Source organism: Vibrio sp. 1288, assembly GCF_033344475.1.
The window spans coordinates 1-524 of sequence record NZ_JAWPOX010001097.1 but is presented as its reverse complement, the minus strand read 5'-3'; the positions used below and the strand labels follow the sequence as shown (position 1 = coordinate 524).

Below are 524 nucleotides of genomic sequence, written 5' to 3'. Positions count from 1 at the left end.
TCCCAGTTTCCTGGCGTTTGGAAGCCGGTCGGCATGAACGACGAGTAATTGTAAGTGTCAGCGTCGTATTCGTACGTACCTGAAGAGTATTTCAGGATTTTGTCGTCGTCTTTGCCTTTACTTTCTACCATCAAGTCATGCTCTACCGTGCCATGCTTGATGTGTTCTGCAACCGAAAGTGATTCCGCAAACGGTGTGTTGCTTGAATCCATCCAGAACAGTTCATCATCTGAGATTTTAACGATAATCTGAGTGCCGTTATTCCCGGTTTTGTGCTGGTACAGCATTTCATACTCTTCGCCGTAGCTGTTGTATAGCTTGCCGTCTTTTAGCTCGACGTCTTCACAGTCTTTGTTGTTGTATTCCGCGTAACCGGTTTGTTGGTCAAGATCTGCAAGAATGGCGTAGGCATCGTGTTCCCATGTGTTTTCTAGGACGTCGCTGATGTTCGCTTTGTACTCTTGGTTCATCTCATCGTGGTTTGAACCCCAGCAGAATAGTAGGCCCTCAGAGTCTTGCATCAA

Annotated in this window: 1 pseudogene; it reads right to left on the bottom strand. The window is 46.6% G+C overall.

The annotated features are described in order from the left end of the window. Positions 1-524, bottom strand: a pseudogene (locus tag R8O11_RS31100) (acid phosphatase); the annotation flags it as partial.